This is a genomic window from Bradyrhizobium guangdongense (assembly GCF_006483445.1).
GTDB lineage: Bacteria > Pseudomonadota > Alphaproteobacteria > Rhizobiales > Xanthobacteraceae > Bradyrhizobium > Bradyrhizobium guangdongense_A.
Genome location: NZ_PPPT01000138.1, coordinates 1 through 10085, shown reverse-complemented (window position 1 = coordinate 10085; position 10085 = coordinate 1). Strand labels below are relative to the sequence as shown.

Genomic DNA, 10085 nt, shown 5'->3' with positions numbered 1-10085 from the left:
CGCGACCGCCACGCCGATGGGCTACGGCCATGTCTACGCGCCGGAGCATTATGTCGATGCCTGGGTGGCCGTGACGGACGTCCGCTGGCCGGCCGACGCACTCACGAGGCTCAAGGAGCATCTTGGGCATGCGGCGAGGAATCCTTCGGGGAGCGACAATCCCGATGACGACCGGGGCGGATGAGAGCCCGCTCTATTCGGCCATCTCGACCGGCTGCGTGGCGGTGGGGCCAGCGAGCGGCCGTTCCTCCATCAGGATCAGGCAAAGCGCGGCGCAGGCCATCATCGCGGCCGCGGCACCGAACACGTAGCGGAACGCCGTCAACATGTCGGCCGATGCAATCGCGCTGACCGAGCCGTGATGATGATGCTCACCGGCGAGCGGAACATCCGTGCCGAGCGCGATCAAGAGGATCGCGGCGAACGCTGCCACCGTGAATGACGACAGCAGCGAGCGGAAAAAATTCATCGCGCCGGTGATGGTGCCGATCTGGCTGCGGGCGACCGAGTTCTGCAGTGAGACGACGCAGACCGGGAACGTGGTGCCGAGCCCGAGCGCGAACACGCCCATCAACGTGAGGAGACCCCACAGCGGCAGCGTCGTGACCGCAAGGCCAACGCCGCAGATCGCGGCGAACGAGGTGCCGACGATGGCGACGCGCTTGTAATGCTTGGCGCGCGCCATGGTGCGGCCGGCGATCGCAGCACCGCAGGTCGAGATCGCCGCGAGCGGAATGAGCGCGAGCCCGGCCTCGCTGGCGCTGAGATGATAGACCGCCTCATAATAAAGCGGGAGCTGAACCGTCAGGCCCGTGATCGCACCGAGCGCACAGCCGCCGGCTATCATCGCGTAAGGCGCAACGGTGCCGCTCAGCAGCGGCAGCGGCAAGAACGGCTCATTGGCGCGGCGTGCGTACCAGATGAAGGCGAAGGCCAGCGCGACCGAACCGCCGACCATCGCCACGATCGTCGGCGACAGCCAGGGATAGCGCGTGCCGCCCCAGGTCAGCACCAGCATGAAGACGACCGCGGACGCCATCAGCAAGACGCCGCCGAGCCAGTCGACCTTGCGCTTGCGGTGGAACACCGGGATCTTGCCCATCTTCGGCAGCAGCAGCGCAAGGGCTGCGGCCGCGAGCGGCAGATTGATCCAGAAGATCATCGACCAGTGCAGATGCTCGGCGAACACGCCGCCGATCACCGGGCCCAAAATGCCGCCGACCATCCAGACGCTGGAGAAATAAGCCTGGTATTGGCCGCGCTCGCGCGGGGACACCACGTCGGAGATCACGGTCTGCACGACCGGCATGATGCCGCCGCCGCCGAGCCCCTGCAGGCCGCGGGCGAGGATCAGCATCGGCATGTTCGGCGCGACCGCGCAGAGGATCGAGCCCGCCACGAACAGGCTGAGCGAGGTGACGAGCATGGCGCGGCGGCCATAGATGTCGCTGAGCGTGCCGAACACCGGCGCCACGGCCGTGCCGGCGAGCAGATAGGCGGTGATGACCCAGGAGAGGTTCGAGACGTCCTGGAACTGGCGGCCGATGGTCGGCAGCGCCGTTGCGACGATGGTCTGGTCGAGGGCGGCCAGGAACATCGTCAGCATCAGGCTGATCACGATGGTGCGGACTTCGTCCTGCGACAGCGGTGCCGGCGGCGCGAGCGACGGCGCGTCGCTGACGCTGATGACCTCGGTCGGAAGGCGTGACAGCTCTTCGGCAATGTCGTCGGGCAAAGGCCCGATGTCGGCAGAACTGCTCTGCCGGTCGAATTTGTTCATCTCGGACGCAGATCTTGCCGCGGCCCAACGCCGCGATGGATTCGTTCTATGAGCACTAACTTACGCAGCAAATCCTTACTCAGGCAGGCACGTCAGCGCATGGGAGCATCCCGCCTCAGGGCCATCGCAATGATTTGAACGAATCGCCGCGGCTCAGCCCTTCGGCCGCTTCTTCAGCCGAGCCCGTTTCGGCAGCAACGCCGGCCAGCGGACGATGTGATCCTCGAGCTCCTCGACCGGAATCTCGTCCTCGCTGCCCTCGATCCGGCCGCGGACGGAAACGCCGGCCGCGTGCACGGTGTTGGGGTCGCCCGAGATCAGCGGATGCCACCAATAGAGGTCACGGCCCTCGGCGACGAGCTTGTAACCGCAACTTGGCGGCAGCCAGTTGAGGGTGCGGACATTTTCCGGCGTCAGGCGAACGCAGTCGGCGACCTTTTGCGACCGATTCGGATAGTCCTTGCAGGCGCAGGAATCGGCATCGAGGAGCTTGCAGCCGATATGGGTAAAATAGATCTGGCCGGTATCTTCCTCTTCGAGCTTTTCCAGGCAGCAGCGCCCGCAGCCGTCGCACAGGCTTTCCCATTCGGCGTCGGACATCTGTTCCAACGTCTTGGTTTTCCAGAAGAATCCCTCCTGGTCCGAGGGGCGTTTGGGAGCTGCCGTCATCACACCTTCAATCGGCTTCGCAAAAGGACCGGTTAACGCATCTAGGGCGTCGGGCGACGACGCCGCAAGCCGTGTCGTGACGGCCCCGTAGAAGATCGGGGTCCATTCAGCCTGTTGTTCAAAATCGCGAGCGCAGCCATTGGTTTATGGCCCCCGCTCGGTTAGAACAAACCCCTAAGTCCCCTCGGTCGCGGGAGGCGCGCCTTGGGTTTGCCGCAACATCCAAGCAAGACGTCTCGATGCCACCCCGGTCGGGTGCTTGATTGCTATCGAACCGAGCCTCAAGGGTTCTAGGTGCGCCAGATCATACCACCGCATTGGAAGGCCGGGTTCAGGAACTTCTTCCTGGATCTCGATGCGCGCATCGACTCTTCGCTGTTCTCCTCGGCCAAGGGCATCCGCGAGCTCTATGAGCGCTATTCGACGTTCATGGACCGCTTCTATGTCGGGCGGTGGAAGCGCTGGGTGTTCATCGAGCCGCTGTCGGAGGCTGCCACCCTCGGCCTCGGCGGGCTGGTGCTGCTGCTGGCGCTCGCCATCCCCGCCTTCCGCGAGACCGCGGACGAGGACTGGCTGAAGAAGAGCGACCTCGCGGTGACCTTCCTCGACCGCTACGGCAACCCGATCGGCAGCCGCGGCATCAAGCACAACGACTCGATCCCGCTGGAAGACTTTCCGGACGTGCTGATCAAGGCGACGCTGGCAACCGAGGACCGCCGCTTCTACGACCACTTTGGCATCGACATCGCCGGCACGGCCCGTGCGCTCGTCACCAACGCCCAGGCCGGCGGCGTCCGCCAGGGCGGCTCCTCGATCACCCAGCAGCTCGCCAAGAACCTGTTCCTGTCCAACGAGCGCACGATCGAGCGCAAGGTCAACGAAGCCTTCCTCGCGGTGTGGCTGGAAACGCGCCTGACCAAGAACGAAATCCTGAAGCTGTATCTCGACCGCGCCTATATGGGCGGCGGCACCTTCGGCGTCGACGGCGCGGCGCATTTCTACTTCAACAAGTCGGCGCGCGACGTGACGCTGTCGGAAGCCGCGATGCTGGCCGGCCTGTTCAAGGCGCCGACCAAATACGCGCCGCACATCAACCTGCCCGCGGCGCGCGCCCGCGCCAACGTCGTGCTCGACAATCTGGTCGACGCCGGCTTCATGACCGAGGGCCAGGTGTTCGGCGCCCGCCGCAACCCCGCCTTCGCCGTCGACCGCCGCGACGAGGCTTCGCCGAACTATTATCTCGACTACGCTTTCGAGGAGATGCGCAAGCTCGTCGACACCTTCCCGAAGTCCTATACCGAGCGCGTCTTTGTGGTTCGCACTGCGATCGACATGAACGTGCAGCGGGCAGCCGAGGAAGCAGTCGAGAACCAGCTCCGTCAGTTCGGCCGCGACTATCACGCGACGCAGGCCGCGACGGTCGTCGGCGATCTCGACGGCGGCGTCCGCGCCATGGTGGGCGGCCGCGACTATGGCGCGAGCCAGTTCAACCGCGCGACCGACGCCTATCGCCAGCCCGGCTCGTCGTTCAAGCCGTATGTCTACACGACTGCACTGCTGAACGGCTTCAAGCCGACGTCGATCGTGGTCGACGGCCCGGTCTGCATCGGCAATTGGTGCCCGCAAAACTATGGCCACTCCTATTCCGGCTCGGTGACGCTGACGCAGGCGATCACGCGCTCGATCAACGTCGTGCCGGTCAAACTCTCGATCGCGCTGGGCGGCAAGGACGGCCCGAAAGCCGGCCGCGCCAAGATCGTCGAGGTCGCGCGCCGCTTCGGCCTCAAGGCGCCGTTGCCCGACACGCCGTCGATGCCGATCGGCTCGGACGAAGTCACCGTGCTCGAGCACGCGATCGCGTATGCGACCTTCCCCAACCGCGGCCGCTCCGTCACGCCGCATTCGGTGCTGGAAGTGCGCACCGGCGCCGGCGACCTGGTCTGGCGCTGGGACCGCGACGGTCCGAAGCCGAAGCAGGCAATCCCCGCCTCGGTCGCATCTGACATGGCCGGCATGATGAGCCACGTGGTCAGCGAAGGCACCGCGCGCCGCGCCGCGCTCGACGGCATTCCGACCGCCGGCAAGACCGGCACGACGAATGCCTATCGTGACGCCTGGTTCGTCGGCTACACCGGCAACTTCACCTGCGCGGTCTGGTACGGCAATGACGATTACTCGCCGACCAACCGCATGACGGGCGGCTCGCTGCCGGCGCAGACCTGGCACGACATCATGGTCGCCGCACATCAGGGCGTCGAGGTCCGGGAAATTCCCGGCATCGGCATGGGCACGAAACTGCCGCCGCAGCCGGTGGCCAACGCGGCGGGCTTTGCGGCACCGAAGGTGCTGGAGACAAAACCTGGTCCGCCGCCGGTGCTGACCAAGCGCGGCGCGGACATTCTGGTGCGCGTCGAGAAACTGCTCGACGATGCCGCCAAGACCGCGACCAAGACCACGTCCGACGATACGACGAAGCCGGCCAAGCCTGCTCCGACCTCGAGCGCACTGGCCTTCCCGCAGAATTATGCGGCGGAGGACAATTCGAACTCCGCGGCTCCGCGCAAGAACTGATCGAAACCCGTGCGGCTGATCCTCATCACATTGACTGCGCTCGTGCTGGCAACCGTCGTCGGCGTCGGCGCCACCTGGATGACGACGACGCGCGGCACCGACATTGGCGCGCTGACGATCGGCGCCTGGACCGCGCGTCCGCGTACCGGCACCGCCGACGTCGATCCCTATTCGCGCGCCACCATCGTGCGCAACGGCGAGCTGCCGATCGGGACTGGCGACGGCGTCGCCTTCACCGCCACCGCCGACGACAAGAAGAAGGCGCTCGACGGCCGCTGCGACGTCGTGGTGTCAGGCGTCACGCCGCCTGCCCGCTTCTGGACGCTGACGCTGTACGACCGCAAGGGCCACCTCGTTGCGAACGCGCTGCAGCGCTACGGCTTCACCAGCCAGGAAATCCTGCGCCAGTCGGACGGCTCGTTCGAGATCCGTATCGCCTCGCGCTCGCGCGCCGGCAACTGGCTGCCGACCGGCGGCATCGAGCGCTACGCGCTGATGCTGCGGCTGTACGACACGCCGGTGGGCGTCGCCACGCGCACCCAGCGCGACGCGCCGATGCCGACGATATCGACGGTAAACTGCCCATGATCCGGCTGCTGTTCACCATCGTCGCCGGCGTGCTGCTCGGCCTCGTCGTCCATCTCGTCAGCGTGCTGGCGCTGCCGCGGATCGCGACGCAGGACGCCTATTCGCGGCTGACCCCAATGACCAAGGAGAACGCGGTCACCCAGCTCGCGCTGGCCGATCCCAACAATTCGCCGATGCCGTTCATGGACCCGGCCTTCGCGATCGCGATCTGCCGCTACGATCTGTCGGCCGCTCCGCTCAAGCTCAAGGTCCCGGTCAGCCAAGCCTATACCTCGCTGTCGTTCTACACTCGCAACGAGATCGCCTATTACGCCATCAACGACCGTTCGGCGGGGCGCAAGGTGATCGAGCTCGATCTGATGACGGAAGCGCAGCACAGCGCGCTGCCCGAAGACGAGGAAGTCACCGCCGCCGACCGGCTGATCATCGATTCCCCGACCACGACCGGCCTGATCGTGATGAAGGCGCTCGCCCCTGAGCCCGGCCTGATGCCGCAAGCACAGGCTTCGCTGGCGGCTGCGACCTGCGCGCCGCAGACCGACGCGCCCGGCAAGGCTGAAGCGCCGCGCAGCCGGCGCTGAGCCGGCTCTACCCGAGCAGCCCCTTCAAGCCCGCATAGATCGAGCCGACCGCCGTCGCGGCCACGCCCGCCAGCGGACCGATTGTCTGCATGAGGTCCTGGATCAGCCTCGCTCTGCGGCGCAACTGCTCTTCGCCGACATGCTGGCCAAGCAGACGCGCGACGCGGAAGGCGAACGCGTTGGGCTTGCCGCCCTGCGCAAGCACCCGCGGCAGGGTCTGGAAGATGAGGACGCCGAGGATGTTACCCGACAAGAAGGCGAGAAGGATGCTGGCGCCGTACTCGATCACCTCGCGCCATTCGATCCACACTTCGGGCAGGATCGGAACGCGATCGTGAATGCCCGTCACCGTCAGCATCGAGAAGACACTGAGAGCCGCCGTGCAGAATGCGAGCACGAACGCGGTCACCGCCTGCACCCGATGCAGGGGGTAGGCCACGAGGCCGAACAGCAGCGGAATGACGATCGATGCGATGCGAAGCGGGATCGGCGACAGGTTGAAGGTGATGGTGATCAGGATGTGCGCGGCTACCAACAGAAGCGCGGGGATGACGACATAGAGGACGGCATGGGTCGCAAAATATCGGAGCGGGCTGTTGTAGCGCTCGAGCCTGACATTGACGCGATCCAGGTCGCGCTGCAGCTTGTCGAGCTCGGCAACGATGCCGTCGATCTCCAGCAGCATCGGCCGCACCACGCGCAGATCGCGCGAGCAGTGCTTGCACACGATGGCCTCGTCCTTGATCGTTTCAGCGCAGAACGGACACTCCATCGCTAGCGCTGCTTCCTGCGGAGCCTGATCTTTTCGATCTCGCCGCGCGCCTGGCGCAGTTCCTCGACCAGCAATTCCCGCTTGCGCAGGAGATCGTCACGCTCGGCAATCAACGTGGCGGGAATTCCGATGTCACGCGAGCATGCCGAGCATACCATCGCGCCCTCGACATTCTCGCCCTGGCAATACGGACACTTCATCGGTTTATTTCGGGGCGACCTTCAAGGTGAAGCTTGCCGTTCCGGGCCGGCCGTCGCTGTCCTTGATGTCCACCCGCACCATGTATTCGCCGGGCGGCAGCTCGGCGTCCTGCATATTGATGCCATCGGCCTGAATGAAGGGCTTTACGCGCGAGGTCAGATCAACGTTCGGCGTGCGCAGGAAGATCACCTTGACCGATTCCGGATCGACCTTCGCGCTGCCGAAGGACTCGAACTTCAGTTGGAACTTCAGCGGCGAGCTCACGGGTTCGCTCGGCGTAAGCACCTCCACCTTCGGTCCGCGCAGGATGCCGCGCCGATCAGCAGCGATCGCTCCCTTCGGCGGCGGCAGCCTGGCCTCATCCTCCGTGATCAACGGAGTCGCCTGCGCCGCCGAGATCAACAAAGTCCCGGAGATCAACCAGCTTGCCGCAACGGCACCAATGAACTTCTGTCCGATCATATTTTCACTCGATGCTTGTTTCTGACATCCTCAACTATCGTAGGCCGCCATCTCCAATAATCGTGTATGGCGCCCAGAACAGCGGATGCGCATAGGCGAATTCGGTCTTGCCTTCGCCATTGAGATAGCCGGGGCCATCAACCAGCGCCATCATCGCCTGACGCAGCGCCTCGCTTCGCCCAAGCTTCAAATCATCAGCCTGGCGCTTGAACAGGTCGGTGACCAATTGCCGGGCGGATTGCGAATGCACCGACCAGTTCGTGACCAGCAACGCGCGCGTCCCCGCATAGAAGAACGCGCGACCGAGACCGGACGCCGCTTCCGCGCCGGCCCCTGCACCTGCGCCGGTGTTGCAGGCCGACAGGATGACCCAGTCGGCGTCGAGCTTGAGGCCGAGGATTTCCTCCATGGTCAAGAGTCCGTCCCCCTGCTCACCGGTGACGGTCGGGGAGGACAGTGCCAGCGCCGGCTGGGTCAGACCGTTGAGTTCGCCGGGCACGAGCCCGTGGGTGGCGAAGGCCAGGATTTTGAACCCGGACAGGTTCATCGTCTTGACTGCGCCTTCCGTCGCGTTCTTGCCGAGGAACAGCACCTTTGACGGATCCGCTTGCAACGCAACCGCTATCGACTTGAGCTCGTCTGCGGTGTCGGGAAGCCGCGGCAGAAGCCCAAGCTCGGCACTATCCACCCCATCGAGCTTTGGACTGTTACGCCGCTTCAGCGGCATGCCGCGCATCACGTTGCTCGCGTCGGCAACCTGAACCTTGGTCTCCTGAAGCTTCGCTTCCCGGATTTTGGCCTCTTCGGCTTTTGCCTCCGCCTGCTGGTCCTGGTTGAAGTAGGGATCGCCGAACGCCACCAGCTCGCCGCGGCCGGGCTTGCCCGGCGGCAACTGGCGCAGCGTGCGCAGCGCCGCCGCCGACGGCACCGTCGTCACCGCATGCGTGCGCGCCAGCCACGACACCTTGCGATAGCCGACGAACAAGGGATCGTCGTCCTGCGCCACCTCGGCCGGCACGGTCGGCAACAGCGACAGCGGCAGCAGGCCGAGCGCACCATTGGTCACGACGATCAGATTCTTGGCCGGCTTCCAGCCGCTTTCAACCGGCTTCAGCAGCAACTCGTAGAGCTCATAGCCAAGCTTGAGGTCGAACGGCGGAATATCGGAGATCATCGCCGCTTGCGGTTCGAGCGCCTCGCGCAGCTTGCGGATCTTGGTCTCGATCTCTCCGCTCTTTGCCTTGACGGCAGCGAACGCTACGGGGCCCGTCTTGGGCACGGCCCAGACGAAGCTGCCGTTCTGTCCGAAATAGAACGACAGCATGGCCTCGTCATTGCCGAGTGTCGCACGGATTTCCGCCACGCTCGGCGGCTTCGGCGACACCAGGTCGGAATAGACGGGGAATTTCTGCTTGATCTCCAGACGGGCCTTGTCGCGGTCACCGCGCAGGACGGCGATCGACGCCTGGATTTGCTGAACGCCTTTTTCATCGCGCTCGGCCGAGGGAATCGCGAGCACGTTGTTCAGGGTCCCGAGCTGGGCATTCACCTGCTTGGTGAGGTCCTGCTCCTTGCGCACCAGTTCGGCCAGCGCCGGGTCTTTTGCCGCGGCGCGTGCGCTCGAGGCGGCGAGGGCTTTCTGCACCGTTTGACCTCGGATGGCGTCGGCCAGGCCAAAGGTTTCTTCACCGACCTCGCCGGACGTGCCCTCGGCGCGTGCCAGCAGCACAAAATAGCTTTCAACGATGGACTGGAGCCGCTGGCTGCGCGCGGCCACCACGGTCGTGTTCTCGTCGTCGGCATTCTCACGCGCGTTCGCCATCATGATCGGGATGGCGGCCTTGAATTCGCGAATCGCTTCGGCATCCCGCCTGGCGCGCATCAAGCCGACCGCCAGGGTGCCGCGCGCGGAAGCGGCGTCAAAATGATTCTCGCCAACCCGCCCGACCATCTTTTTCACCAATTGCTCGGCAGCGGCGATGCCCGCGTCAACCTGCCCGGCGGCATAGAGCGACATGATGCGCGACGGATTGAGCTCGAACACCTGGCGCCGTTGCGGCTCCCAGTTGGCAACGGCCTTGTCGATCCTCGCAAACAGATCGTTGGCTTCCGCGTTCTTCTTCTCGAGGTTCAGAATCCCGGCGAGTTGCGACAGCAATTGTACCGTGGATTGCGAGTCGTCCGGCACGCCGACGGTCTTGTTGATCTCCAGCGCGACGCGGCCCAACTGCTCGGCCTCTTCGTAGCGCCCCTCCTCGACCAGGATGCCCGCGAGCCCCATCACGTAGCGCGGCGTCACGGGATTGAATTTGCCTGTATCCTTCAAGCGCGACAGCAGGGCACGGCGGGCATCGACCTCGGCTTCGGCGAGCCGCCCCTGCCGCGCCTTCATCCGCGCCTGGCTCAAGACGGTGCCGTCGATCGCGGTGAGCAGAACGGTTTCGGCTGGAGGATTCTCGGA

The 10085-nt window shown here is 65.1% G+C and carries 9 protein-coding genes and 1 pseudogene; 4 read left to right on the top strand and 6 right to left on the bottom strand.

From position 1 onward, the window contains the following. Window positions 1-184, top strand: a pseudogene (locus tag C2U70_RS33340) (hypothetical protein); the annotation flags it as partial. A 9-nt stretch (window positions 185-193) separates the two neighbouring features. On the opposite strand, the gene C2U70_RS19990 reads toward C2U70_RS33340, so the two are convergent. Together C2U70_RS19990 and C2U70_RS19985 are read right to left on the bottom strand one after the other, a co-directional pair. Then, complete coding sequence (locus C2U70_RS19990) at window positions 194-1780, bottom strand: MDR family MFS transporter (RefSeq protein WP_140980140.1); 1587 nt, start codon at window positions 1778-1780, stop codon at window positions 194-196. Window positions 1781-1933: 153 nt separating this feature from the next. Then, a complete protein-coding gene (locus C2U70_RS19985; RefSeq protein ID WP_140980139.1) occupies window positions 1934-2449 on the bottom strand; it encodes a YcgN family cysteine cluster protein in 516 nt (171 codons plus the stop codon). Between the two features lie 294 nt (window positions 2450-2743). Between C2U70_RS19985 and C2U70_RS19980 the strand changes: the two genes are divergently transcribed. Genes C2U70_RS19980 through C2U70_RS19970 form a run of 3 tightly spaced genes read left to right on the top strand, consistent with a single transcriptional unit; the run spans window position 2744 to window position 6189 of the window. Continuing rightward, window positions 2744-5020, top strand: a complete 2277-nt coding sequence (locus C2U70_RS19980) for a transglycosylase domain-containing protein (RefSeq protein WP_140980138.1) — start codon at window positions 2744-2746, stop codon at window positions 5018-5020. Between the two features lie 9 nt (window positions 5021-5029). Further along, window positions 5030-5608, top strand: a complete 579-nt coding sequence (locus C2U70_RS19975; protein ID WP_140980137.1) for a DUF1214 domain-containing protein — start codon at window positions 5030-5032, stop codon at window positions 5606-5608. Further along, window positions 5605-6189: a DUF1254 domain-containing protein gene (locus C2U70_RS19970; RefSeq protein WP_140980136.1), complete on the top strand. Its 585-nt coding sequence runs from the start codon at window positions 5605-5607 to the stop codon at window positions 6187-6189. The genes C2U70_RS19975 and C2U70_RS19970 overlap by 4 nt, the downstream gene beginning before the upstream one ends. Window positions 6190-6196: 7 nt before the next feature. Here the strand turns inward: C2U70_RS19970 and C2U70_RS19965 are convergent, their stop codons facing one another. From C2U70_RS19965 to C2U70_RS19950, 4 genes are all read right to left on the bottom strand, one after another. Continuing rightward, window positions 6197-6961, bottom strand: a complete 765-nt coding sequence (locus C2U70_RS19965; RefSeq protein ID WP_140980135.1) for a hypothetical protein — start codon at window positions 6959-6961, stop codon at window positions 6197-6199. A gap of 2 nt (window positions 6962-6963) precedes the next feature. Beyond that, window positions 6964-7161 carry a hypothetical protein gene (locus C2U70_RS19960; RefSeq protein ID WP_140980134.1) on the bottom strand — a complete coding sequence of 66 codons (198 nt, stop codon included), beginning with the start codon at window positions 7159-7161 and terminating at the stop codon, window positions 6964-6966. Window positions 7162-7165: 4 nt separating this feature from the next. Next, window positions 7166-7564 (bottom strand): hypothetical protein, encoded by a 399-nt coding sequence (locus C2U70_RS19955; protein ID WP_246666801.1) that lies wholly within the window; start codon window positions 7562-7564, stop codon window positions 7166-7168. A gap of 94 nt (window positions 7565-7658) precedes the next feature. Next, window positions 7659-10085 (bottom strand): CHAT domain-containing protein (locus tag C2U70_RS19950; protein WP_140980132.1); only part of this gene is annotated, 2427 nt, incomplete at its 5' end.

Excerpts from the sequence above, each read along its gene's own strand:
- C2U70_RS19960 (WP_140980134.1), bottom strand. The coding sequence starts at position 7,161 with ATGAAGTGTCCGTATTGCCAGGGCGAGAATGTCGAGGGCGCGATGGTA.
- C2U70_RS19970 (WP_140980136.1), top strand. The coding sequence starts at position 5,605 with ATGATCCGGCTGCTGTTCACCATCGTCGCCGGCGTGCTGCTCGGCCTC.
- C2U70_RS19985 (WP_140980139.1), bottom strand. The coding sequence starts at position 2,449 with ATGACGGCAGCTCCCAAACGCCCCTCGGACCAGGAGGGATTCTTCTGG.
- C2U70_RS19965 (WP_140980135.1), bottom strand. The coding sequence starts at position 6,961 with ATGGAGTGTCCGTTCTGCGCTGAAACGATCAAGGACGAGGCCATCGTG.
- C2U70_RS19990 (WP_140980140.1), bottom strand. The coding sequence starts at position 1,780 with ATGAACAAATTCGACCGGCAGAGCAGTTCTGCCGACATCGGGCCTTTG.